The sequence below is a fragment of the Pseudomonas sp. B13(2017) genome (genome assembly GCF_002113245.1).
GTDB classification, from domain to species: Bacteria; Pseudomonadota; Gammaproteobacteria; order Pseudomonadales; family Pseudomonadaceae; genus Aquipseudomonas; species Aquipseudomonas putida_Z.
The window spans coordinates 168756-191774 of the sequence record NZ_NEJX01000005.1 but is presented as its reverse complement, the minus strand read 5'-3'; the positions used below and the strand labels follow the sequence as shown (position 1 = coordinate 191774).

Annotated in this window: 20 protein-coding genes and 1 pseudogene; 9 read left to right on the top strand and 12 right to left on the bottom strand. The window is 62.6% G+C overall.

Annotated features, from left to right (window positions below; all coding sequences use genetic code 11):
* Positions 1 to 47: 47 nt before the first annotated feature.
* The 3 genes and pseudogenes from CAG44_RS29275 to CAG44_RS09470 form a co-directional block, all read right to left on the bottom strand.
* Positions 48 to 1076: pseudogene (locus CAG44_RS29275) on the bottom strand (cache domain-containing protein); the annotation flags it as partial.
* Between the two features lie 222 nt (positions 1077 to 1298).
* Positions 1299 to 1601: a cell division protein ZapA gene (locus CAG44_RS09475; protein ID WP_003257516.1), complete on the bottom strand. Its 303-nt coding sequence runs from the start codon at positions 1599 to 1601 to the stop codon at positions 1299 to 1301.
* Complete coding sequence (locus CAG44_RS09470) at positions 1598 to 1828, bottom strand: hypothetical protein (RefSeq protein ID WP_025337390.1); 231 nt, start codon at positions 1826 to 1828, stop codon at positions 1598 to 1600. Before CAG44_RS09470 ends, CAG44_RS09475 begins: the two co-directional genes overlap by 4 nt.
* Before the next feature lie 275 nt (positions 1829 to 2103).
* Between CAG44_RS09470 and CAG44_RS09465 the strand changes: the two genes are divergently transcribed.
* Positions 2104 to 3729, top strand: coding sequence for a methyl-accepting chemotaxis protein (locus CAG44_RS09465; RefSeq protein WP_085691997.1), 1626 nt, complete (start codon positions 2104 to 2106; stop codon positions 3727 to 3729).
* Between the two features lie 126 nt (positions 3730 to 3855).
* On the opposite strand, the gene gbcB is transcribed toward CAG44_RS09465, so the two are convergent.
* On the bottom strand, positions 3856 to 4956 hold the full coding sequence (gene gbcB, locus CAG44_RS09460; protein WP_015268654.1) for a glycine-betaine demethylase subunit GbcB: 1101 nt from the start codon (positions 4954 to 4956) through the stop codon (positions 3856 to 3858).
* Positions 4957 to 5251: 295 nt separating this feature from the next.
* Between gbcB and gbcA the strand changes: the two genes are divergently transcribed.
* Positions 5252 to 6544, top strand: a complete 1293-nt coding sequence (gbcA, locus tag CAG44_RS09450; RefSeq protein ID WP_013970512.1) for a glycine-betaine demethylase subunit GbcA — start codon at positions 5252 to 5254, stop codon at positions 6542 to 6544.
* Between the two features lie 47 nt (positions 6545 to 6591).
* Here the strand turns inward: gbcA and CAG44_RS09445 are convergent, their stop codons facing one another.
* From CAG44_RS09445 to CAG44_RS09415, 7 genes are all read right to left on the bottom strand, one after another.
* Complete coding sequence (locus CAG44_RS09445) at positions 6592 to 7401, bottom strand: RHS repeat-associated core domain-containing protein (protein WP_085664130.1); 810 nt, start codon at positions 7399 to 7401, stop codon at positions 6592 to 6594.
* Between the two features lie 749 nt (positions 7402 to 8150).
* On the bottom strand, positions 8151 to 8921 hold the full coding sequence (locus CAG44_RS09440; RefSeq protein WP_003257512.1) for an electron transfer flavoprotein subunit beta: 771 nt from the start codon (positions 8919 to 8921) through the stop codon (positions 8151 to 8153).
* A 10-nt stretch (positions 8922 to 8931) separates the two neighbouring features.
* Positions 8932 to 10164, bottom strand: coding sequence for an electron transfer flavoprotein subunit alpha/FixB family protein (locus CAG44_RS09435; protein ID WP_039613190.1), 1233 nt, complete (start codon positions 10162 to 10164; stop codon positions 8932 to 8934).
* Positions 10164 to 12116 (bottom strand): dimethylglycine demethylation protein DgcB, encoded by a 1953-nt coding sequence (gene dgcB / locus CAG44_RS09430; RefSeq protein WP_085691996.1) that lies wholly within the window; start codon positions 12114 to 12116, stop codon positions 10164 to 10166. The genes CAG44_RS09435 and dgcB overlap by 1 nt, the downstream gene beginning before the upstream one ends.
* Positions 12117 to 12293: 177 nt before the next feature.
* Entirely contained in the window at positions 12294 to 14354 is a 2061-nt protein-coding gene (dgcA, locus tag CAG44_RS09425) for a dimethylglycine demethylation protein DgcA (protein WP_025337383.1), read from the bottom strand.
* A 15-nt stretch (positions 14355 to 14369) separates the two neighbouring features.
* Entirely contained in the window at positions 14370 to 14900 is a 531-nt protein-coding gene (locus CAG44_RS09420) for a DUF5943 domain-containing protein (protein WP_013970507.1), read from the bottom strand.
* Positions 14901 to 14977: 77 nt separating this feature from the next.
* Entirely contained in the window at positions 14978 to 15955 is a 978-nt protein-coding gene (locus tag CAG44_RS09415) for a dipeptidase (protein ID WP_003257506.1), read from the bottom strand.
* Positions 15956 to 16242: 287 nt separating this feature from the next.
* On the opposite strand from CAG44_RS09415, the gene CAG44_RS09410 reads away from it, so the two are divergent.
* From CAG44_RS09410 to CAG44_RS09400, 3 genes are all read left to right on the top strand, one after another.
* Complete coding sequence (locus CAG44_RS09410; RefSeq protein ID WP_003257504.1) at positions 16243 to 16644, top strand: lysozyme inhibitor LprI family protein; 402 nt, start codon at positions 16243 to 16245, stop codon at positions 16642 to 16644.
* A gap of 115 nt (positions 16645 to 16759) precedes the next feature.
* The gene (locus tag CAG44_RS09405) at positions 16760 to 17476 is read left to right on the top strand and encodes a hypothetical protein (RefSeq protein ID WP_230397048.1); all 717 of its coding nucleotides are present in this window, start codon (positions 16760 to 16762) and stop codon (positions 17474 to 17476) included.
* 66 nt (positions 17477 to 17542) lie between these two features.
* Positions 17543 to 18094, top strand: a complete 552-nt coding sequence (locus CAG44_RS09400) for a hypothetical protein (RefSeq protein WP_085691995.1) — start codon at positions 17543 to 17545, stop codon at positions 18092 to 18094.
* On the opposite strand, the gene CAG44_RS09395 is transcribed toward CAG44_RS09400, so the two are convergent.
* The gene (locus CAG44_RS09395; protein WP_084785115.1) at positions 18085 to 19047 is read right to left on the bottom strand and encodes a GlxA family transcriptional regulator; all 963 of its coding nucleotides are present in this window, start codon (positions 19045 to 19047) and stop codon (positions 18085 to 18087) included. The two genes, CAG44_RS09400 and CAG44_RS09395, sit on opposite strands and share 10 nt — an antisense overlap.
* Before the next feature lie 147 nt (positions 19048 to 19194).
* Between CAG44_RS09395 and choX the strand changes: the two genes are divergently transcribed.
* The 4 genes from choX to CAG44_RS09375 all read left to right on the top strand — a co-directional run bounded on the left by choX (position 19195) and on the right by CAG44_RS09375 (position 22768).
* Complete coding sequence (gene choX, locus CAG44_RS09390) at positions 19195 to 20139, top strand: choline ABC transporter substrate-binding protein (protein ID WP_013970502.1); 945 nt, start codon at positions 19195 to 19197, stop codon at positions 20137 to 20139.
* A 125-nt stretch (positions 20140 to 20264) separates the two neighbouring features.
* Entirely contained in the window at positions 20265 to 21149 is an 885-nt protein-coding gene (locus CAG44_RS09385) for a 3-keto-5-aminohexanoate cleavage protein (RefSeq protein ID WP_085691994.1), read from the top strand.
* A gap of 166 nt (positions 21150 to 21315) precedes the next feature.
* Positions 21316 to 22281, top strand: a complete 966-nt coding sequence (locus tag CAG44_RS09380; protein ID WP_085691993.1) for an L-carnitine dehydrogenase — start codon at positions 21316 to 21318, stop codon at positions 22279 to 22281.
* A 10-nt stretch (positions 22282 to 22291) separates the two neighbouring features.
* Positions 22292 to 22768: a thioesterase family protein gene (locus CAG44_RS09375; RefSeq protein WP_085691992.1), complete on the top strand. Its 477-nt coding sequence runs from the start codon at positions 22292 to 22294 to the stop codon at positions 22766 to 22768.
* Positions 22769 to 23019 lie beyond the last annotated feature (251 nt).

Below are 23019 nucleotides of genomic sequence, written 5' to 3'. Positions count from 1 at the left end.
GAGGTGTGCAATACCTCGCCGATCAACCGGCGCTGGCTGTCGAGGAAGCGGTTGAAGCCACGCGCCAGGTCGCCCAGTTCGTCCTGGCGTGAATCGTCCAGCCGGTGGCTGAGGTCACCTGCGCCACTGCCAATCTGCACCAGCGCCGCTGTGACGCGGCGGATCGGCCGCACCAGGCCACGCGCCAGCAGCACCACCAGCAGCAGCGATACCAGGGCCACGGCACCACCGATCAGGCTGGTCAGCCATACCGCCTGGTGCATTGGCGCGTAGATTTCCTCCTCCGGCACCTCGGCCACCAGGGTCCAGTTGAGGTCGCGCAGGGGCAGGCCGAGAGCCAGGTAGCTTTCGCCGTCACGGCTGAAGCGGCTGCTGCGCAGGCCTTCGCCGCCGGTCATCAGCGCCTTGGCGGCATCCGCGCCGAGCTGTTCGGGGAGCTGGCGTTTGCCGCTGAAGGCAGCGTCCGGATGAACCTGGATCAGGCCATCGTTACGCACCAGGAAAACCTTGCCGTACTCGCCAAATTTGAAGTCATGGATCAGCTTCGACAGTTCGGTTATGCGCAGGCCCATGCCAGCCACACCGACCAGTTGGCCGTTCTTTTCCACGCGATAGTCGATGAACAGTGCGAGCTCGCCGGTGGCACCGTCGATGTCGATGTTGATCAGGCGTTCGGCACCGCTGTCGATGTAGCCGTAGAACCATTTGTCCTTGGGGTTGCTGCGGCTAAGGGTACGGTCCAGTCCATTCTCGTTGTAGTAGTGGCCGGTTTCGGTCGAGACGAACAAGGTGGTGAAGGCCTGGTTGCGCTGCTTGGCGGCGGTCAGGTATTCGATGAATGGAGCGGCCTGGGCGGGGTCTTCACCGGCGGCAAGCCAGTCGCGCAGCAGGGTGTTGCCGGCAATATCCGCCGCCGCCACCAGCGGCTGGCCGAGCATGCGCTCGATGTCGTTGCGGATGGCCTCGATGCTGGCGGGCAGCGCGGTATCGACCAGGTAGCGTTCGGTGAGGCGGTTTAGCGCCACCGTGAAAATGATGACCACCACCAGGATGCTCGCCAGCAGGGCGGCGCCCATGCTGGTGATCAACTGCCACTGGATGCTCTTGCGCCAGATACGCATGCCCTACTCTCCGCGTAATTATTGTTTTGCGGAAAGTGTATACACTTGCGTATCCAGTTAATCCAGTGATCTAGAACAACAGCGCTGATCCTGTGGGAGCGGGCATGCCCGCGAAGAATTCAACGCGGTGGCTGGCACCGCGGGTGAACCCGCTCCCACAGAGGTCGATGCAAGGCCTTATTGTTCGGCTATGGTCCGCACGATAGCGTCCACCGTGGCGTCGATCTGCGCCTGGGTACGCTCAAGCGTCTTGCGGTGCTCATCCTGCAGCTCGATCTGCCGCGAACACAGGTTCAGCGCGGCCAGCACCAGCAGCTTGTCGCCGATCAGGGTCGGGTACTGACGCTTGGTCTGGGCCAGGGCGGTGTTGAGCATCTGCACCGCCTGGGCCAGGGTCGCTTCCTGGCCTTCAGGCGCCTTGATCGAATAGTCGTTGCCGAGGATCGACACGACATTGATCGGCTGCGCTCGCAGTGTCATGCGCCTACGACGCCGGCGTTGGCGCGCTCGAGCAGGGCCTGCAGACGTGCGGCGGTGCTGCCGTTCTTCTCTTCCTGCTCCATCAGCGACAGCTGCAGGGTTTCGTTCTCTTCCTTGGCCTGGGCCAGTTCCTGGCCGAGGGCGGTGTTCTGCTCGGTGAGTTGAGCGTTCTTCTGCATCAGGTCGCTGACCAGTTGCTCGATTTGGTTCAGGGAAGCTTCCAGCATGGGTCTATCTCAGGTTGTTGCGAGGGGCGCACACGATAAAGAAAAGTGCGGCCCATCGCCATTAAATATCGGATTCACAAGGTGTCTAACCCGCAGATTGACAGAGGAACCACCCCCTTGTTCCGACATGGGTCAACCGCCGGTCAGGAAAAGGTTAGCAACCTCACAATTTTCGCCAACGGCACTCAAGACTGAGCAGTCACAACCGATAGCCCGGCAAGTCATGTTCTGTCGCACTTTGCGCACCCTTTTCCCTTTGCCTGGATCGTCCCTTCATGTCTCTACGTAATATGAACATCGCCCCGCGCGCGCTGCTCGGCTTCGCGCTCATCGGCCTGCTGATGCTTGGCCTCGGCATCTTCTCCCTCATCCAGATGGGCAACATCCGTCAGGCCGGCGTCGTCATCGAACAGGTCAGCGTGCCCAGCATCAAGATCCTCGACGAACTCACCGCCCTGAACCTGCGCATGCGCACCCTCTCCTACCGCCTGCTGCTCAACCGCGAGCCGGCGACCCAGCGCGAGACCCTGAGCCTGCTGGACGAGCGCAACAGCCAGATCGACCGTGCACGCCAGGCCTACCTGCCGTTGATCGGCGCCGCCGACGAACAGGCTGCGTTCGACCAGTACGGCCAGTTGCTCAACCAATACCGCCAACTTGAGTCGCGCATGCGCAGCCTGAGCCAGGCCGACCGCACCGACGAACTGCGCGACCTGCTCAACCGCGACCTGCTGGCCAACTCCGAACAGATCAACAAGGTCATGGACACCCTGGTGCGCATCAACACGGACCAGACCCGCGCCACCAACGAGAAGGCCGCCAACCAGTACGACGCTGCCTTCGCCCTGGTGATCGGCCTGCTGGTCGCCGCCACCGTGCTGACTTTCGTCTGCGCCTTGCTGCTGACCCGCAGTATCGTCAAACCGATCGAAGAAGCCCTCAAAAGCGCCGAACAGGTCGCCGACGGTGACCTGACCCACGTCATCCGCGCCGAAGGCACTGACGAAGCCGCCCGCCTGCTGCGTGCCATGGCCCGCATGCAGGACAAGCTGCGCGATACCCTGCAACAGATCGCCGGCTCCGCCACCCAGCTGGCCTCGGCGGCCGAAGAGTTGAATGCCGTCACCGACGAAAGTGCCCGCGGCCTGCAGCAGCAGAACAACGAGATTGAGCAGGCTGCCACTGCGGTAACTGAAATGACCAGCGCTGTGGAAGAAGTGGCGCGCAATGCCGTGAGCACCTCGGAAGCGTCCAGTGAAGCCAGCCGCTCCACCGGTGATGGACGTGACCTGGTGATGGAGACCGTGGGTGCCATCGAACGCATGAGTGGCGATGTGCAGGCCACTGCCAAACTGATCACTCACCTGGCCGAACAGTCGCGCGACATCGGCAAGGTGCTGGACGTGATCCGTGGCCTGGCCGACCAGACCAACCTGCTGGCGCTGAACGCCGCGATCGAGGCGGCACGTGCCGGTGAGGCGGGCCGTGGCTTTGCCGTGGTGGCTGATGAGGTGCGGGCGCTGGCTCATCGTACCCAGCAGTCGACCAGCGAGATCGAGCGGATGATCGGCAGTATTCAAGGCGGTACGGAAGAAGCGGTGGAATCGATGCGCACCAGCACCGAGCGTGCCGAATCCACCCTGAATATTGCCCGTGGCGCAGGCATGGCGCTGGACACCATTGCCGGGGCGGTGGCGCAGATCAACGAGCGTAACCTGGTGATTGCCAGCGCGGCGGAAGAGCAGGCGCAGGTGGCGCGGGAAGTGGACCGCAACCTGGTGAACATCAATGACCTGTCGGTGCAGAGTGCTACCGGGGCGCATCAGACCAGTGCGGCGAGTGCGGAGTTGTCGCGCCTTGCTGTAGACCTCAACGGCCTCGTAGCCCGTTTCCGCACCTGAAGAAGCTGGGGCCGCTTTGCGGCCCATCGCCGGCAAGCGCGGCTCCCACACCGACCGCAAGCGCAGTACCTGTGGGAGCCGCGCTTGCCGGCGATGGGCTGCAAGGCAGCCCCCTGCATACCCGGATCAGTAATCGATCCGCACATCCCCTTTCGGCACGCTGCAGCACGACAGGATGTAGCCCTCGGCTTCGTCCTCTTCGGTAATGCCGCCGTTGTGCTCCATCTCCACTTCGCCGCCCAGCTTGAGCACCTTGCAGGTGCCGCAAATGCCCATGCCGCAGGCTTTCGGGATCATCAGGCCAACCTTGGCCGCCGCCGCGTGCACGGTCTCGCCCGGGGCGATGCGGATGCTCTTCTCGCTGCCGATGAACTCCACCAGGTTGAGATCGGCCGCATCCAGTTCCGGCGCGTCGGCAGCCTGTTCGGCATGCTCCACCGCATCGGCCTTGGCCTCGGGCGGCGTCGCGCCGAACGATTCCTCGTGATAGTTCTTCATGTCGAAGCCGACCGCTTCGAGCATGCGCTTGACCGCAGTCATGTATGGCGTCGGGCCGCAGCAGAATACCACGCGGTCCATGTAGTCCGGCGCGATCAGCTCCATCAGGCGCTGGTTGAGGTAACCGCGATAACCCGCCCACGGCTCACCCAGGCCATGCTTTTCACAAATGATGTGCAGGCTGAAATTGGGGATGCGCGAGGCCATCTGCTCCAGCTCGCGGTGGTAGATGATGTCCTTCGGCGAACGGGCGCTGTGCACGAACACCATGTCGACATTGCCGTTGGTGTCGTAGAACCAGCGCGCCATCGACATGACCGGGGTGATCCCGACACCGCCCGAGAGGTAAAGCACCTTCTGCGCCGGGAAATCGATAGCATTGAACAGCCCCACCGGGCCGTGCACCGGCAGCTCGGCGCCTTCGTGCATGGTGTCGTGGAGGAAGTTGGACACCAGGCCGCCCGGTACACGCTTGACGGTGATCGAGAAGCTGTAGGGCACCGACGGTGAACTGGAGATGGTGTAGGAACGCATCACCGGCTTGCCTTCGATCTCCAGCTCCAGGGTGACGAACTGCCCCGGCTTGAAGAAGAACATGATCGGCTGATCGGCCATGAAGCAGAACGTGCGCACGTCCCAGGTCTCCTGGATGACCTTGACGCAGCGCACGATGTGGCGGCCGTTGGCCCAGGTCTGGGTAGTGACCGGATTGAGGAAGGTATCGGACATGTTCATCTCCAGCAGCCGACTATTGGCCTTTTTATGGCTTGGATAATGCGCAAGCTGAAGACGACGTACATTCCTGCCAGCGACATCGGCGTGCTTATCGCGACCAGCCCCGCGCTGCAAGGGCTGGCGCGTCGTAATTCAAATCGGCCATGTCGCCCATGGATACGGTTCATGACGCCTTCGGACGCACACTCCACGGCAAAACAACCAGCTGTTTCTTGATAAGCAGCCTTGCGGCACCACAACAACGATTAGCCACCTTTTGCCGGCCGCACACGGCCCCGAGGAATACACGATGGACGTCACCGCAACCCTGAGCCTGGGCGATCCACTGGAACCTGCACGCAAGGCCACCGCCGAGATGCTGCAGACCCGCGAGCGCACCTACTCGCTGCCCCAGCCTTTCTACACCGACGAGCGTCTGTTCCAGATCGACATGCAGGAGATCTTCCACAAGGAGTGGCTGATCGCCGGCATGACCTGCGAGATCCCGGCCAAGGGCAACTACATCACCCTGCAGATCGGCAAGAACCCGATCATCGTGGTGCGTGGCGCCGAAGGTAAGGTGCACGCCTTCCACAACGTCTGCCGCCACCGCGGTTCGCGCCTGTGCGTCAGCGACAAGGGCAAGGTGGCCAAGCTGGTCTGCCCGTACCACCAGTGGACCTACGAGCTGGACGGCCGCCTGCTGTTCGCCGGTACCGAAATGGGTGCCGACTTCGACATGAACCAGTATGGCCTGAAGCCTGTGAACGTGAAGGTCGCCGGCGGCTACATCTTCATCAGCCTGGCGGAAAACCCGCCTGCCATCGACGAGTTCCTGGCCACCCTGGACCACTACATGGAACCGTACGACATGGAAAACACCAAGGTGGCGGTACAGACCACCTTGATGGAAAAGGCCAACTGGAAGCTGGTGCTGGAAAACAACCGCGAGTGCTACCACTGCAACGGTTCGCACCCGGAGCTGCTGCAAACCCTGCTGGAATGGGACGACACCAACGACCCGCGCGCCAGCCAGGAATTCAAGGACCACGTGGCCGCCTCCGCTGCCGCCTGGGAAGCCGAGAAGATCCCGTACCTGCACAAGAGCCATGGCCTGCGTAACCGTATCGTGCGCATGCCACTGCTCAAGGGCACCGTGTCGATGACCATGGACGGCAAGCAGGCCTGCCAGAAGCTGATGGGGCGTATCCAGAACCCGGACCTGGGCTCGATGCGCATCCTGCACCTGCCGCACTCCTGGAACCACTGCATGGGCGACCACATGATCGTGTTCACCGTGTGGCCGATCAGCGCCCAGGAAACCATGGTCACTACCAAGTGGCTGGTGCACAAGGATGCCGTGGAGGGTGTGGACTACAACCCCGAGAACATGCGCAAGGTGTGGGACGCCACCAACGACCAGGACCGTCGCCTGGCCGAGGAAAACCAGCGTGGTATCAACTCCACCGCTTACCAGCCTGGGCCATACTCGAAAACCTACGAGTTTGGCGTGGTCAACTTCATTGACTGGTACAGCCAGCGCTTGCTGAACAACCTGGGGGCAGAGCCGGCGGCGTATCTGAAGGAAGTTCAGGCGCAGTGATACACGCCAACCAAGCCTGTGGATAATTCACAGGCTTGGTTTTCTGACTAGACTTCCCGGATATCCTGTAGGGATGGTGCGAGATCTGGAACAGTCGATGAGGAACTCTTCCCGCTGATCTCTTCGAGTTCGTGCTCGATCGTATAAACCGATCCTACCGCTTTCCTTGGTGAGCCGCTTGGCGGCGCCACCCTGCGCTTCTTTTTCTTAACTTGCACCTTGAAAATCGTTCTCAAATTCGATCTGAAGTTTTTCTTGGTACCGTGCCAAAGCGCTGATCGCTTATCCCATAATGATTTAGCCAGACGGATACCTGCACCAGTCATCAGCAGTCCGGTTCCTGCGGCAGAGACATAGGGAGCTGCACCAACTCCGGCGAGCCCAAGACCAGCACCTACGACGCTAGTACCAGACCCCGCTAGTGCCATGCGCGAGGCATTTGTCGCAAGGCCGCCTTTTGGGGGTGGGCCGAGCATGATTGCCAACGGCGAAACCACATGCAAAATTGCTGTCAGAGCGCGCTGCGCCTGCGGCAACCATAAAGGAATGGAGCCACTGGGATCGTGGCGGTTTACAGGGTCGCCTTTACAATACATGTACACATTGAGCCCGCCTTCACCGAACGGGCTGTATTCATCTGGCGACTGTAAACGCATGAGCTTCGGATTGTACTGGCGATGACCATTACCCAAAGGGTAGCAACCTGTCAGGGGATCTATCGGCTCGCCACAGAACGCACTTATCGGTCCGCCCTGGATAGCGAAATACCCGTAGGCCGTGTACACCCTACCGATGCTATCCAACCCGCTGAGAACAGAACGCTGCCTGTCGACTGCCAGCAAAAGCACCAAACTCATAGCGAAACCTCTAAAAGGCCTGCCTTGATCCTAAGAGCATTGAAATCGATACGAAACTGGCAAAAATGACGGGTAGCTATTAGTTATCCCGAGGCTTACACACAGCCAACGTGGAAAATGCTCGCCGACGGTGTTTCGCTATCTGGTATCGCAAATTGAACATTTTTTGATCAAACCTTTGAAAGCCTTGCTAATAAAGGCTTGGCGGCCTCCGCGAACACTTTGTCCACAGAGACACCAACAGAGTTTGTGGGCAACCAATGGATGTTCTTCGATCGAGCCGTGGATAAGCGACTCAAGAGCATGATTTCCGAAGAAAGAGAAGACCTCACCCGGACTTGATCATTTTTTGAGCAAGTGTACCGAGGCCCTTAAATATAAGGCCTACAGGCGCTATCAAACAGATTATCCACAGACCGGCTAACAGCGATTGTGGGCAAAATCAGGAGGGTACTGCCGCGCGTTGCATGCGAAGGCAGGGATAAGACTGGTTGTTTTTTGACCATAATCTTGGAGGCCCCGTCATACAAGGGCTGCGGCCATGCGCCAACACTTTATCCACACCTTGGCGAACAGATTCGGTGGGCAAAAGCGCTCGGTGGATGCTGTGTATTGAATGTAGGAGCGGCCTTGTGTCGCGATGGGCCGCAGCGCGGCCCCAGGATCTCGACTACGAGTCAAGATTACCGGGGCTGCTGCGCAGCCCATCGCGACGCAAGGCCGCTCCTACACCGGGACCGCGTGAGGCTCTAGCGCAGCACGCCCTCTTCCACCAGCAGCTTGAGGATGGCCTCGGCACCTTCCTGTGGAGAAACGTCCTTCAACACCTTGCCACCGCCGCCACTGGCCTTGGCCGTGGCCGCCTTCATCCGGTCGGCACCGCTCTTGGCCTTGATCACCTTCAGCCGCTTGGGCCGCGGGCGGGCTGGTTGCAGTTCGGCTTCGGCCAGCAGTTCGTCTTCGACGATAGCCACGTTGCGTGCCGCCAACACACCCCGACGCGCCGGCCCGAAAGCACTCTGGCGCGGCTTGGGCGCGGCGTTATCCACAGTCGCCAGCAACGGCAGGCGCACCTTCAGCCGACGCCGCTGACCGCGCGGCAGCGCCTGCAATACCTGGGCGGTGCCGTTGTCGATCGACTCCACTTCAGCCAACCCCACAATCAGTGGCCAGCCGAGCTTTTCGGCCAGCAGGAACGGCAACATGCCCGACCCTTCGCCGGTCTCGGCCTGGCTACCGGTCAGCACCAGCTGTGCCCCGGCATCGCGCAGGTAATCCCCGAGCACGCCCAGCACGTCGGCACCGGCCGGCTGCTCCAGCACATCCAGATGGTCCAGGCCCATCCCCAGGTAGGCGCGCAACGCCTCTTCCCGTGGGTCGCCGGCATGCACCACCTGCAAGTTATCCCCAGCCAGCTGCAAACCCAGCTCCACGGCGCGCGCATCCTGCTCGGCGCGGCGAGCGCGTCCGGAGCTGGGGTGGGCACCGATGGAAACCAGGCTGATCACTTTCGTACTCATGCTCGTGCCCTTATGCCGCGTCGCGCTGGCCGCCGCTGCGGTAGTTGTCCACAGCCTCGATCAGTGCCTGGAGAATCGCCGAACTGTCGCCAATTACCGACAGGTCGGCCCGTTTGATCATGTCGCAGCCCGGGTCCATGTTGATCGCAACCACCTTGTCACAGGCGCCGATGCCCTGCAGGTGCTGGATCGCGCCCGAGATACCCACAGCCACGTAGACCCGCGCGGTAACCCAGGTACCGGTGGCACCCACCTGGCGGTTGCGCGGCATGAAGCCGTCGTCCACCGCCACCCGCGAGGCGCCTTCGGTGGCGCCAAGGGCCGCGGTGGCCTTGTGATACAGGTCCCAGTCCTTGACCCCGTTGCCGCCCGAGACGATGAACTCGGCTTCGGCCATGGCAATGGTGGCCGGGTCCACGGCCACCGAGCCGAGGTCTTCGATGCGCGACAGGCTGCGCGCCACGCTTGTGGACAACTCCACGGGCAACGCTTCGTGACGGGTTTCGCTGACCGGCTCGGCGCACTCGGCCGCCGCCAGGATCAAGCGTGGTACGGCGCGCTGCAGGTCTTGCTGGCCGGCACCGGCACGGCCGATGCACTGGCCGTCCTTGACCTGCCATACCCGCGTCGCCGGGCGCTCGCCCAGTGCCGCGCCCAGGCGCCGGCCCAGTTCGCCACCACCGGTGCGGCTGTCGGGCAGCAGCCAGTGGCGCGGAGTGAACTGGTTATCCACAGCCCGCAGGCCTTGTACCAGTTGCTCCGGTGCATAACCTTCGAAAGCCTCGCCTTCGATGACCAGCAGGCGGTCGACCCCGGCTGTGGAAAAGTTGCTTTCCTTGTGCTCGCCAAACACCACTGCCAGCACTGCACCGTCGCTGCCGGCCAGGCTGTGGGCCAGGCCGAGCAGGTCGCGGTCGTGGCTGCTCAGGCGGCCACCGACCATGTCCGGCACCACGGCAATGTAGAACGCCGGCGCCGGCACCTGGTGCAGCGGCAGCTTGACCTCGGCCGCCGCCGTACGTCGCCCGCCCACGGCGGTGCCCTGCTGGGCGCCGCTGCGGTCGATGCGCTTGATGCCGGCCGGGCCGATGAAGCCTGCGGCAATCGCGTGGGGGTTCTTGCGGATGAGGCCGTTGGGCCCCATCCAGCTGGTCTGCTGCGTCTGCATCGCTGCATGCAGCGGGTGCAGACGGTTACGGGCGATCCACTCGGCGCGTGGGTCGCGGCGGATAATGTCGCTCATCAGTGCACCTCCGCAGGTTCACGTTTGGCCGTTTGCGGCTTTGGGGCAGAGGGCGCGTCCTCTTCGATCAGCACGTCGGCCACCAGTTCGGCCAGGTCCTTGATCTGCGGGCGCGGTTCGACCACACCTTCGAGCATGGCGGTGCACTGTGGGCAACCCACAGCTACCAGCTCGGCCTCGGTCTCGCGGATGTCGTCCATGCGCATGTCCGGGATACGCTGCTTGCCAGGGATGTCGGTGATCGGCGCACCGCCACCACCGCCGCAGCAACGGGAACGGAAGCCCGAGCGCTGCATCTCGCGCACTTCGATACCCAGGGCCTTGAGCACGGCACGCGGAGCTTCGTACTCACCGTTGTAACGGCCCAGGTAGCACGGGTCGTGGTAGGTGACGCTGCCGCCCTTGTGCTGGCCGAGGTTGAGCTTGTTGGCCTCGATCAGTTCGGCGATGTAGGTGCTGTGGTGCTGCACCTGATAGTCGCCACCCAGGGCGCCGTACTCGTTCTTCAGCACATGGAAGCTGTGCGGGTCGCAGGTGACGATGCGCTGGAACTTGTACTTGGCCAGGGTCTGGATATTGCGTTTGGCCAGTTGCTGGAAGGTCGCTTCATCGCCCAGACGGCGCGCCACGTCGCCGCTGTCGCGCTCTTCCAGGCCGAGCACGGCAAAGTCCACGCCCGAAGCCTTGAGCACTTTGACGAACGAGCGCAGGGTGCGCTGGTTGCGCATGTCGAAGGCACCGTCACCGACCCAGAACAGTACCTCGGTGGTTTTCACCTCCGACAGCAGTTGCAGGTTGAGGTCGGCGGCCCAGTTCATGCGCCCGCCAGGGGCGAAGCCGCCCGGGTTGTCGGTAGCGATCAGGTTGTCCAGCACTTCGGCGCCCTTGTTCGGGGTGGCGCCTTTTTCCAGGGTGAGGTGACGGCGCATGTCAACGATGGCATCGACGTGCTCGATCATCATCGGGCATTCCTCGACGCAGGCACGGCAGGTGGTGCACGACCACAGCGTTTCGGCGTCGACCAGGCCATTGACGATCGGCTGGTGCGGGTGGCCGCCATGCTCACCGATCGGTTTGCCCGGGTATGGGCTGCCGGCGAACTGCGCGTCGGTGCCACCGGCCAGGCCGATTACCATGTCCTGGATGAGCTTTTTCGGGTTCAGCGGCTGGCCGGCGGCAAAGGCCGGGCACATGGCTTCGCATTTACCGCACTGCACGCAGGCATCGAAGCCCAGCAGCTGGTTCCAGGTGAAGTCCACCGGCTTTTCCACGCCCAGCGGCGCGTTCGGGTCTTCCAGGTCCAGCGGCTTGAGGCCGGTGGAGCGGCCGCCGCCGAAGCGTTCGGCGCGGCGGTGCCAGGCCAGGTGCAGGGCACCAGCGAAGGCGTGTTTCATCGGGCCGCCCCAGGTCATGCCGAAGAACAGCTCCGACACGCCCCACAGCACGCCCAGACCGAGAATGCCCACCATCACCCAGCCACCGGTGTTGGCCGGCAGGATGCCGGCGACCGGCAAGGTGGCGATGAAGAAGCTCACGGCAAACGCCAGCAGGCTCTTCGGCAGGCGCATCCACGGGCCCTTGGACAGGCGCGAAGGCGGGTTGAGGCGGCGCTTGAAGACGAAGATGGCGCCGCTGAACATGATCACCGTGGCCACCAGCAACGCGTAGCCGAGGATCTTGCTCTGCAGGCCGAAGCCGTGCACCAGGATCGCCAGCACGGCCGACAGCACGAAGCCGCCAGCGGTGGCCACGTGGGTCTTGGACATGTACTTGTCGCGCTCGACGACATGGTGCAGGTCCACCAGGTAGCGGCGCGGCATGGCCAGCAGGCCGCCGATCAGGTTGACCTTGGACGGCCGGCCACGCCGCCACATGCGCACCCGGCGCAGGGCGCCGAGCACTGCCAGGCCAAGGGCAGCGAACAGCAGGATAGGTAGAAGGGTGTTCAACATGGGAGGCTCCCACAACAGCTGGATTCTTGCGCCACTCTGAAGGTGGGATTGGCCCCTTGTGGGAGCGGGTTTACCCGCGAATGCGTCAGATCAGACAACTCTGTTGCTTGTGCTGACGCTTTCGCGGGTGAACCCGCTCCCACAGGGACCGCGCCCGGTGGCGACGATTTTTCTCGATCAGAAGTCCTTGCACAGGCGCAAGGCGTCGTAGATCGCCGCATGCACGTTGCGCTGGGCCACGCAGTCGCCGATGCGGTACAGCAGGTAGCCTTCGCCCGGCTGGCTGAGGATCGGCTGTGGCTTGATGGCGAACAGTGCCTCCACGTCGATCTGGCCTTTGTTGCGCGAACCTTCCTTCAGTGCGTAGTACAGCTGCTCGTCAGGACGCACGCCGTTCTCCACCACCACCTGGTCGACCACGCGCTCTTCCTTGGCGCCGGTGTATTCGTTTTCCAGCACCGCCACCAGCTTGTCGCCTTCGCGGTAGACCTTTTCCAGCATCATGTCGCCGGTCATGATCACTTCTTTCGGGTACATGCTGCGGTAGTAGGTCGGGAAGGTAGTACCGCCCATGGCCACACCCGGCTTGATGTCGTCAGTGACAATCTCGACCTGGCTGCCCTTGTCGGCGATGAAGTCAGCCACCGACATGCCGGTGAACTCGCAGATGGTGTCGTACACCAGCACGTTCTTGCCCGGCGCAACCTTGCCGTCGAGCACGTCCCAGCTGCTGACTACCAGCCCTTCGGCGGCGCCCCAGTGCTCGTTCTGCTCCAGGAAGGAATGCCCACCCACCGCCAGCACGATGATGTCCGGGCGCAGGTCCTGGATGGCAGCCACGTCGGCGGCGGTGCCCAGGCGCAGGTCTACCTTCAGGCGCGCCAGCTCCAGCTGGTACCAGCGGGTGATACCGGCAATCTGGTCGCGCTGCGGGGCCTTGGCGGCGATGGTGATCTGCCCGCCGATCTGCTCCTTCTTCTCGAACAGGGTCACGTCGTGGCCACGTTCGGCAGCCACGCGGGCCGCTTCCATGCCGGCCGGGCCGGCGCCAACCACCACCACCTTGCGCTTGGCACCGGTGGTCTTCTCGATGATGTGCGGCACGCCCATGTATTCACGGGAGGTCGCGGCGTTCTGGATGCACAGTACATCCAGGCCCTGGTACTGGCGGTCGATGCAGTAGTTGGCACCGACGCACTGCTTGATCTGGTCGATCTGGCCCATCTTGATCTTCGCGATCAGGTGCGGGTCAGCCATGTGCGCACGGGTCATGCCGACCATGTCCACGTAGCCGCCTTCGAGGATACGCGTGGCCTGGTTCGGGTCCTTGATGTTCTGCGCGTGCAGCACCGGAACCTTGACCACTTCCTTGATGCCGGCCGCCAGGTGCAGGAACGGCTCCGGCGGGTAGCTCATGTTCGGGATGACGTTGGCCAGGGTGTTGTGGGTGTCGCAACCCGAACCGACCACGCCGATGAAGTCGAGCATGCCAGTGGCGTCGTAGTAGGCAGCGATCTGCTTCATGTCCTCGTGGCTGAGGCCATCGGGGTGGAACTCGTCGCCACAGATACGCATGCCCACGCAGAAGTCGTCACCGACTTCGGCGCGCACGGCCTTCAGTACTTCCAGGCCGAACTTCATGCGGCCTTCGAAGGTACCGCCCCATTCGTCGGTACGCTTGTTGACCCGCGGGCTCCAGAACTGGTCGATCATGTGCTGGTGCACGGCCGACAGTTCCACGCCGTCCAGGCCACCTTCCTTGGCGCGGCGGGCAGCTTGCGCGTAGTTGCCGATCACGCGCCAGATCTCTTCCACCTCGATGGTCTTGCAGGTGGCGCGGTGCACGGGTTCACGGATACCCGACGGCGACATCAGGGTCGGCCAGTTGAAGCCGTCCCAGCGCGAGCGACGGCCCATGTGGGTAATCTGGATCATGATCTTGGCGCCATGCTTGTGCATGGCGTCGGCCAGGTTCTGGAAGTGCGGGATGATGCGGTCGGTCGACAGGTTGACCGACGCCCACCACTCCTGCGGGCTGTCGATGGCCACCACCGACGAGCCGCCACAGATCGCCAGGCCGATACCGCCCTTGGCCTTTTCTTCGTAGTACTTCACGTAGCGGTCGGTCGTCATGCCGCCGTCAGTGGCGTAGACCTCGGCGTGCGCGGTGCTGAGCACACGGTTGCGGATGGTCAGTTTGCCGATCTGGATCGGCTGGAACATTGCTTCGAATGCCATGACGCTATCTCCGGCTTACAACGGCTTTGTAACGAACAGGCCATCTTCGTGGCCTTCTTCCGACCCGCCATAGACCTGTTCGGCCACAGTGCGGATCGAGCTGCCGCGGGCGGCGAGAATCTGGTCCATGGCGCCGGCGAACCAGCCGGTGAACATGTAGTCGACCTTGCGGCCGCACTTGCCATAGACGTACACGAACGCGGAGTGCTTGAGCTTGACGCTGCAGGTGCCCTTGTCGAGGTCGATGTCCTGGATTTCGAACAGGCCCCAGCCACGCTGGCTCAGGCGCTTCATGTAGTGTTCGAACACCGCCACGCCTTCCAGGCCGTGGCACTCGGCTTCTTTTTCACACCAGTGCCAGGCGGACTTGTAGCCGGCCTTGTAGAGGATCTCGGCGTACTTGTCGGCGCCCAGGACTTCTTCGATGCCCATGTGGTTGTTGACGAAGAAATGGCGCGGCACATACAGCATCGGCAAGGCGTCGCTGGTCCAGACACCGGTCTCGCTGTCTACTTCGATTGGCAATTGCGGGGCGATCTTGGCCATGGAAACTCAACTCCATAAAATTTTTTATTGGGATGCCCCGGCGTTGCTGGCAGGGGCTTTCAGGCTTGGAGAGCGGCTTACTCGCCCCACACGTCCTTGAGGACGTTGACCCAGTTCTCACCCATGATCTTGCGCACCACGCGCTCGGAGTGGCCGCGCTTGAGCAAGGTTTCGGTGAGGTTGGGGAATTCGCCCACAGTGCGGATGCCCAGCGGGTTGATGATCTTGCCGAAGTTGGTCAGGCGACGGGCGTAGCCCTTGTCGTGGGTCAGGTACTCGAAGAAGTCCTGGCCGTGGCCCTGGGTGAAGTCGGTACCGATACCGATGGCGTCTTCACCGACGATGTTCATGGTGTACTCGATGGCTTCGGCGTAGTCGTCGATGGTGGAATCGATGCCCTTGGCCAGGAACGGCGCGAACATGGTCACGCCGACGAAACCGCCGTGGTCGGCGATGAACTTCAGCTCTTCGTCCGACTTGTTGCGCGGGTGCTCTTTCAGGCCCGAAGGCAGGCAGTGCGAGTAGCAGACCGGCTTTTTCGACTCGAGGATGACTTCTTCGGAGGTCTTGGAGCCGACGTGGGACAGGTCGCACATGATGCCGACGCGGTTCATTTCGGCAACGATCTCGCGGCCGAAGCCCGACAGGCCGCCGTCACGTTCGTAGCAGCCGGTACCGACCAGGTTCTGGGTGTTGTAGCACATCTGCACGATGCCCACGCCCAGCTGCTTGAACACGTCGACGTAGGCGATCTGGTCTTCGAAGGCATGGGCGTTCTGGAAGCCGAAGAGGATGCCGGTCTTGCCCAGCTCCTTGGCCTTGCGGATGTCGGCGGTGGTGCGTACCGGCATCACCAGGTCGCTGTTATCGCGGATCAGCTTCTGGCTGGCGGCGATGTTGTCGACGGTAGCCTTGAAGCCTTCCCAGACCGACACCGTGCAGTTGGCCGCAGTCAGCCCGCCTTTGCGCATGTCCTCGAACAGCTCGCGGTTCCATTTGGCAATGATCAGGCCGTCGATGACGATGCTGTCGGCGTGAAGTTCGGCTGGGCTCATCAGGCTGTCCCCTTTTATTGAATGGGTTTGCGCCAAACCTTATTGCCGGCGCTTTGGGGCCAGCATATGCCTGTGCCCAAAGGCGCCCCGATGCAAAAACGACAGGGGGTTTGCCGAAAGCGTCAATGCGCGACATCGCGCCCTCTGGCGCGCCGTCTGGCGATGAGAGACAGTCTCGATAACGACATTTCCGGCCGTTTCATGAACATTTCTTCAGGGAGCTATCGTCTTGTCGGCGGCTGAGCGAGAATCCAGCCGATTCGTCAGCCTTGTTGAGGAGAAAACGGATGAAATCAATGGCATGGCTGGTATTGCTGGCTGTCGTATCGGGCGCCCAGGCCGGCGAGGAAGAAAGCACCCCGTGCGACAACGTCGAGACCGACCAGCAGACATTCGCTTGCGCGGCGTTCAACAAGCAGACGGCCGAGCGTGAACTTAAGTCGGCGTATGACGACCTGATACAGCGCATTCGCGACCAGTACGCCGACGAAGGCGACAAGGCAGACGCCTTGGCCGGGCGGATGGAGGCGGCCGAGAAACTGTGGACGCAACTGCGCGATGCCGACTGCAAGGTCGAAACCTATGCCGAGAAACCGGGCAGCAAGGCGTTCGAAGCAGCGTGGAACACCTGCGTGGCACAACGCAGTGATGACCGCTCGGAGTACCTGCAGTCCATCGGCCAGCAGTAAGGGAGTTCCTCGGCAGGAAAGGCTTTCGGCTTATCTGTCTTGACGATCCGAACCAAAGTGCGTCCCCGGCGCCTCACCCGAGGTGCCGATGATGAACTCGATCGGAAACCAAGACATGACCTCTACTATCAGCAAGACCGACATGAACAGCGCCATTGCCGCCCTGAAGAAAGAAGGCGAAGAACGCGCCGTCATGGTTGCCAACACCGTCTGCATCTTTGCCCCGGATGTACCTGCCAGCGTTGCCGAAGACGTGCTCGATGGCATGCGCTTGATGAACCTGTCGGCAAACAAGAAGTTCGACAAGGAAACCCAGCAGCGCGAGTGGTACAACTTCTACAACGACGGCCTGGGCAAGTTCGGCTGGACGCTGACCGGCGCCGCCCATGTCGAGGAGGCAATCGACAAGGACACCCACACGCTGGCCACCCTGGTGCCGCAGATCGTCACCGTCCAGATCGGCGCCAGCCATCGCCTGAGCCGCTGTGTAAAACGTTCCTTCGAAGTGATCGTGCAAACACCCAAGGCGCAGCAACTGCTCGAAGAAAGCAGCGTGAGCGTTTCGGGCAAATCCAGCACCATCCAGATTTCGGCCTGCGAGATGACACCGCAAGGCCTGCCGATCATGCACATGACCAGCGTTCAGCTGAGCTATGACAAGGCCGAGAAAGCCGCAGGGTCCGCTGGCCGCATCATCGACAAGTCGAATACCCGTGTATACCGGGCCTCGCAACAGGGCTCGTTCAGTGTTCGCCACTTCGACGCCATGCGCGAAGCCGTCAGGATGAAGTTGGCCAGCCAGGCGTTCGACATCCTGGCGCTGGAACTCTGACCTGCACCTGGCGCCGCCCAGCGGCGCCAGGCTCCCCTTCCTACGCCTGCAACGAGGACCACAAGCATGCCCACCAAACCCGCCAACCAACCCTGGGAAGACCTTCATGCCTGCCTGCGCCTGGCGCAACTAGAGGCCAACCAGGCTCACGATCGCCAACAGGATGGCCAGCGTTGGTTCAACCGTTTTCTGCTTGGCCTGGAAAACAGCGGTGTCGAACTGATCGAACGGACAACGAAAAGCATCAACTGCGTACCCACGGATGCTGTGTTTCAAGACGTCTTCAACGGCTGGATTCCAGCGCCCCAGCGTCGCAACCTCAAGCTCGAGCGGGTTGCCAAGGACATACTGGATGGTTTGAAACAACCAGACCTCGCCCTGCTGCGCAGCACTTCGGCCAGCTCGCACCTGCGCATCGAATTTGATCTGGATGACAGCGGCAGCCCGCTGGCGATCGTCTTCAACCTGTGCTGTTCGACCGACCCGGATGCCCCACGTACGCGCCTTGCCCTGCAACTGGACCACATGGGCGCGAAACTCGACGCCCGGGCTTTCGAGGCGCGGCGAGCACAGGTCGAAAGCCGCCTCCAGGAGCTATCAGACCTAGATCAATTCTGATCCGGCAGCTGCGGCTTGAGCGCCTGACGTTCTTCACGCGGACAGCGCCCAAAGCGTCTTTTGTACCGGCGGGTGAAGTACGACGGCAGCTCGAAACCACATGCCACGCTGACCTGCGTGATACTCATCTGCGTCTGGCACAGCAGCTGACGCGCCTTGTCCAGACGCAGGTCAAGATAGAAGCCACTGGGCGTATCATTCAGGTACAAGCGAAACAAGCGCTCCAGTTGACGCCTGGTGATCATGGCACGGGCGGCCAGCTCCAATGTGCTCAACGGTGGCTCGGTGTGCTTTTCCATCTCGCCGATCACCTGCACCAGCTTGCGGTTGCTGATGCCATAGCGAGAGGCGATCTGCATCCGCTGATGATCCTGCCGCGGCCGAATACGGCCCAACACGAATTGCTCCGAAACCTGCACCGCCAGCTCGCTGCCATGGGATTGCGCAATCAGGTCGAGCATCAGGTCGATCGAGGCAGTACCGCCCGCACAGGTGATGCGCCGCCGGTCGATTTCGAACAGTTCCTGGGTGGCCTGCAGGCTCGGGTAATTCTCCTTGAACGCCTCCAGCGCCTCCCAGTGCACGGTGGCGCGGTGGCCGTCGAGCAGGCCGGCCTCGGCCAGCACCACCGCGCCGGTATCGATGCCACCCAGAACCACCCCCTCATGATCCAGGCGGCGTAGCGCCTGCTGCAGCGCCGGCCCATAACAGGCCAATGGCTCGAAACCGGCGACGATCAGCAGGATGCCGCCAGGTTCGCCCGCCGCCAGCGCTGCATCGGCGTTCACCGACATGCCATTGCTGGCCTGCACCGCCCCACCGTCCAGGCTCAATACCTGCCAGCGATACAACGGGCCCTTGAAGCGGTTGGCCACCCGCAGTGGCTCCAGGGCACTGATGAAACCCATGGCCGAGAATCCGGGCAACAACAGGAAGTGAATGATTTGCGGCATTGCATGCTCCACGGCAAAGGTGGTCGCCTCCGTGCAAATGTTGGTCGCCAGGGTGCGATTTTCCACCCTGACAGCAGCGTAGCTTCTTCATACGACCCAGAGAGGTCGAACCCCAATAACAATATGCACTGCCGATGGAGAGCCACCATGCACAGCTTGATCCGCCGCAGCCTGTTGACCCTTGCCCTGAGCAGCATCGCCACTTCCCCACTATTCGCCGCCGAGCCTGCGGCCTGCAAGAACGTCCGTCTGGGCGTGGTCAACTGGACCGATGTCATCGCCACCAGCGCCATGGCCCAGGTGCTGCTCGATGGCCTTGGCTACCAGACCAAGCAGACCAGCGCCTCGCAGCAGATCATCTTCGCCGGCATCCGCGACAAACGCCTGGACATGTTCCTGGGTTACTGGAACCCGATCATGACCCAGACCATCACCCCGTTCGTCGACGCCAAGCAGGTCAAGGTGCTCGACAAACCCAGCCTGGAAGACGCCCGCGCCACCCTGGCGGTGCCCAAGTACCTGGCCGACAAGGGCCTGAAGACCTTCGCCGACATCCACAAGTTCGAAAAGGAACTGGGCGGGAAAATATACGGCATCGAACCGGGTTCCGGCGCCAACACCCAGATCAAGGCGATGATCGCCAAGAACCAGTTCGGCCTGGGCAAGTTCCAGCTGGTCGAGTCCAGCGAGGCCGGCATGCTCGCCGCCGTCGATCGCGCGGTGCGGCGCAACGAAGCCGTGGTGTTCTTTGGCTGGGCACCGCACCCGATGAACGTGAATATCGACATGGTCTACCTGGGCGACAGCCAGGACGCCCTGGGCCCTGACGAAGGCCGCGCGACAGTGTGGACGGTGACCGCGCCGGACTACGCCGAACGCTGCCCCAACGCCCATCGCCTGCTGGCCAACCTGAACTTCAGCGCCGAGGACGAGAGCCGCATGATGCAGCCGCTGCTCGACCACAAGGATGCGCTGGAATCGGCCCGCCAGTGGCTCAAGGACCACCCCGAGGACAAGGCCCGCTGGCTGGAGGGTGTGACCACCTTCGATGGCAAGCCGGCTGCCGACAACCTCAACCTCACTGCCAACTGACAGGCCCCTTTCGCAGCACAAGGCTGCTCCTACAGGTACAGCGCAAAGGTCAAGGTCTGCGCAGACCCTGTGGGAGCGGGCGTGCCCGCGAAAAGGCCACAACGGTTACCACAAGGAACCAAGCCATGAACCACGACGTCATCATCACCTGCGCCCTCACCGGCGCCGGCGACACCGCCTCGAAAAGCCACCTTGTTCCAGTCACCCCCAAGCAGATCGCCGATTCTGCCGTAGAGGCCGCCAAAGCCGGCGCCACCGTGGTCCACTGCCACGTGCGCGACCCGCAAACCGGCCGCTTCAGCCGTGACGTGGCGCTGTATCGCGAAGTCATGGAACGCATCCGCGAAGCCGACGTGGACATCATCGTCAACCTTACCGCGGGCATGGGTGGCGACCTGGAAATCGGCCCGGGTGAAACACCACTGGAATTCGGCCCGGGTACCGACCTGATCGGCCCACTGGAACGCCTGGCCCACGTCGAAGCGCTGCTGCCGGAAATCTGCACCCTCGACTGCGGCACCCTCAACTTCGGCGACGGTAACTCGATCTACGTCTCCACTCCGGCACAACTGCGCGCCGGCGCCAAGCGCATTACCGAACTGGGGGTAAAAGCCGAGCTGGAAATCTTCGACACCGGCCACCTGTGGTTCGCCAAGCAGATGATGAAGGAAGGCCTGCTCGACGACCCGCTGTTCCAGCTGTGCCTGGGCATCCCGTGGGGCGCGCCGGCCGATACCACCACCATGAAGGCAATGGTCGACAACCTGCCGGCCAACGTCACCTGGGCCGGGTTCGGCATCGGCCGCATGCAGATGCCGATGGCCGCCCAGGCCGTGCTACTGGGCGGCAACGTGCGGGTGGGCCTGGAGGACAACCTGTACCTGGACCGTGGCGTGCTGGCCAGCAACGGCCAGTTGGTCGAGCGCACGGTGGAGATCATTTCGCGCCTTGGCGCCCGTGTGCTGACCCCGGCCGAAGGCCGGGAAAAGATGAACCTCAAACGCCGCTGATCCTTTCAACAATCTCGGCTGCAGCAGAGAACCTTGTGGGAGCGGGCATGCCCGCGAAGCAAGCGACGCGGTGGATGGCACCGGCTATGCCGGTGTTCGCGGGCTTGCCCGCTCCCACAGGGATTGGCGCTCACCCGAAGAATTCTATTTAGCCTGAGGACTCGATATGCCTTTCATCACCGAGATCAAAACCTTCGCCGCCCTGGGTAGTGGCGTGATCGGCAGCGGCTGGGTCGCGCGCGCCCTGGCCCACGGGCTGGACGTGGTCGCCTGGGACCCGGCGCCAGGCGCCGAGCAGGCGTTGCGCAAGCGCATCGCCAACGCCTGGTCGGCACTGGAAAAGCAAGGCCTGGCACCAGGCGCCTCACAAGACCGCCTGAAGTTCGTCGCCACCATCGAGGAATGCGTCCGCGATGCCGATTTCATCCAGGAAAGCGCCCCTGAACGCCTGGACCTGAAGCTCGACCTGCACGCAAAGATCAGCGCTGCCGCCAAACCCGACGCGATCATCGGTTCCAGCACCTCGGGCCTGCTGCCCAGCGAGTTCTACGAGTCGGCCACCCACCCCGAGCGCTGCGTGGTCGGCCACCCGTTCAACCCGGTGTACCTGCTGCCGCTGGTGGAAATCGTCGGCGGCAACCGCACCGCCCCCGAGGCCATCGAAGCTGCCAGGACCATCTACACCGCCCTGGGCATGCGCCCGCTGCACGTACGCAAGGAAGTGCCCGGGTTCATCGCCGACCGCCTGCTCGAAGCGCTGTGGCGCGAAGCCCTGCACCTGGTCAACGACGGCGTGGCCAGTACCGGCGAAATCGACGATGCCATCCGCTTCGGCGCCGGCCTGCGCTGGTCGTTCATGGGCACGTTCCTCACCTACACCCTGGCCGGTGGTGACGCAGGCATGCGTCACTTCATGGCCCAGTTCGGCCCGGCGCTGCAACTGCCGTGGACTTACCTGCCGGCACCAGAGCTGACCGACAAGCTGATCGACGATGTGGTCGAAGGGACCTCCGAGCAACTGGGCGACCGCAGCATCGCCGCGCTGGAGCGCTATCGTGATGACACCCTGTTGGCAGTGCTGGAAGCGGTGAAGACCAGCAAGGCCAAGCACGGTATGGCTTTCGGCGACTGAGGAGACCGCGATGCCCGCACTGATCACCTACCGCACCCCAGTCCAGGAGGACTGGGTCGACTACAACGGGCACCTGCGCGATGCCTTCTACCTGCTGATCTTCAGCTACGCCACCGACGCGCTGATGGAGCGCATCGGCCTGGATGCCGACAGTCGCGGCCAGAGCGGTAACTCGCTGTTCACCCTGGAGGCGCACATCAACTACCTGCACGAAGTGAAGCTGGGTAGCGAGGTGTGGGTGCAGACACAGATCATCGGCCTCGATCGCAAGCGCCTGCATGTCTACCACAGCCTGCACCGGGCAGGGTTCGACGAAGCGTTGGCGGCCAGTGAGCAGATGCTGCTGCATGTGGACCTGACAGGGCCGAAGTCGGCGCCGTTCAGTGAGCGTAGTGTCGGGTTGCTGCAAGGGTTGGTGGATGAGCAGCAGGACGTGCCCCCGGCTGAGTTCGTCGGCCGGGTGATGGGTTTGAACACCCGATCCTGAACAAAACTGCGTACCCTGTGGGAGCGGGTTCACCCGCGAATGCGATGGTGAAGCTACCGACGCATTCGCGGGTGAACCCGCTCCCACAGAGGGCATGCATGCCTGCAAGTATTGAGCAAGCAAGACAGTGTGCCAACAGCGGCGGCGGTGTTGCTCCGGGCAAAAAAATAACCCCGGAAAGCCGTGAGCATCCGGGGCCAAGAGCGAGCAACATCCACTGTGCACGAACGAGGGTGACCAAACCCTCCGTT

Coding starts and splice junctions, on each gene's coding strand:
- CAG44_RS09400 (WP_085691995.1), top strand. CDS start 17,543: ATGCCCACCAAACCCGCCAACCAACCCTGGGAAGACCTTCATGCCTGC.
- choX (WP_013970502.1), top strand. CDS start 19,195: ATGCACAGCTTGATCCGCCGCAGCCTGTTGACCCTTGCCCTGAGCAGC.
- CAG44_RS09440 (WP_003257512.1), bottom strand. CDS start 8,921: ATGAGTACGAAAGTGATCAGCCTGGTTTCCATCGGTGCCCACCCCAGC.
- CAG44_RS09445 (WP_085664130.1), bottom strand. CDS start 7,401: ATGAGTTTGGTGCTTTTGCTGGCAGTCGACAGGCAGCGTTCTGTTCTC.
- CAG44_RS09385 (WP_085691994.1), top strand. CDS start 20,265: ATGAACCACGACGTCATCATCACCTGCGCCCTCACCGGCGCCGGCGAC.
- CAG44_RS09415 (WP_003257506.1), bottom strand. CDS start 15,955: ATGAGCCCAGCCGAACTTCACGCCGACAGCATCGTCATCGACGGCCTG.
- gbcB (WP_015268654.1), bottom strand. CDS start 4,956: ATGTCCGATACCTTCCTCAATCCGGTCACTACCCAGACCTGGGCCAAC.
- CAG44_RS09420 (WP_013970507.1), bottom strand. CDS start 14,900: ATGGCCAAGATCGCCCCGCAATTGCCAATCGAAGTAGACAGCGAGACC.
- dgcB (WP_085691996.1), bottom strand. CDS start 12,116: ATGTTGAACACCCTTCTACCTATCCTGCTGTTCGCTGCCCTTGGCCTG.
- CAG44_RS09475 (WP_003257516.1), bottom strand. CDS start 1,601: ATGACACTGCGAGCGCAGCCGATCAATGTCGTGTCGATCCTCGGCAAC.
- dgcA (WP_025337383.1), bottom strand. CDS start 14,354: ATGGCATTCGAAGCAATGTTCCAGCCGATCCAGATCGGCAAACTGACC.
- CAG44_RS09470 (WP_025337390.1), bottom strand. CDS start 1,828: ATGCTGGAAGCTTCCCTGAACCAAATCGAGCAACTGGTCAGCGACCTG.
- CAG44_RS09380 (WP_085691993.1), top strand. CDS start 21,316: ATGCCTTTCATCACCGAGATCAAAACCTTCGCCGCCCTGGGTAGTGGC.
- CAG44_RS09405 (WP_230397048.1), top strand. CDS start 16,760: ATGACCTCTACTATCAGCAAGACCGACATGAACAGCGCCATTGCCGCC.
- CAG44_RS09435 (WP_039613190.1), bottom strand. CDS start 10,164: ATGAGCGACATTATCCGCCGCGACCCACGCGCCGAGTGGATCGCCCGT.
- gbcA (WP_013970512.1), top strand. CDS start 5,252: ATGGACGTCACCGCAACCCTGAGCCTGGGCGATCCACTGGAACCTGCA.
- CAG44_RS09410 (WP_003257504.1), top strand. CDS start 16,243: ATGAAATCAATGGCATGGCTGGTATTGCTGGCTGTCGTATCGGGCGCC.
- CAG44_RS09465 (WP_085691997.1), top strand. CDS start 2,104: ATGTCTCTACGTAATATGAACATCGCCCCGCGCGCGCTGCTCGGCTTC.
- CAG44_RS09375 (WP_085691992.1), top strand. CDS start 22,292: ATGCCCGCACTGATCACCTACCGCACCCCAGTCCAGGAGGACTGGGTC.
- CAG44_RS09395 (WP_084785115.1), bottom strand. CDS start 19,047: ATGCCGCAAATCATTCACTTCCTGTTGTTGCCCGGATTCTCGGCCATG.